This is a genomic window from Mesorhizobium sp. M2E.F.Ca.ET.209.01.1.1, from assembly GCF_004010375.2.
GTDB lineage: Bacteria > Pseudomonadota > Alphaproteobacteria > Rhizobiales > Rhizobiaceae > Mesorhizobium.
Genome location: NZ_SADP02000901.1, coordinates 1 through 311 on the forward strand (window position 1 = coordinate 1; position 311 = coordinate 311).

General features: G+C 62.4%; 1 pseudogene. It reads right to left on the reverse strand.

Annotated features, from left to right (window positions below):
- Positions 1-274: pseudogene (locus EN852_RS38400) on the reverse strand (hypothetical protein); the annotation flags it as partial.
- Positions 275-311: the final 37 nt, after the last annotated feature.

Consider the following 311-nt stretch of genomic DNA (forward strand, 5'->3'; position numbering starts at 1 on the left):
CACCGAATACCGCGCCCCGCGCGCGAATGACCGCCCCGAAATGCAGTCCGATGCGGGCGGTCAACGGCCCTTTCGTCAATTGGTGGCTGATTTGGCTGACGGCCCTCAGCGCCATCTCCGAGCTCTCGAACAGGCTAAGTACGTCATCGCCCTTCGAGTAAATGTAGTCACCGCCATGTTGCGCGACGATCGCCCGCATCGCGTCCAGGCAATCCGAAACCTGCCGCAGAGCGGCCTCGTCACCGATGCGCTCATAGAGGGGCGTGCTGCCCACGACATCGGCTAAGAGGACTGCGGCTAGAAGTCTTTCC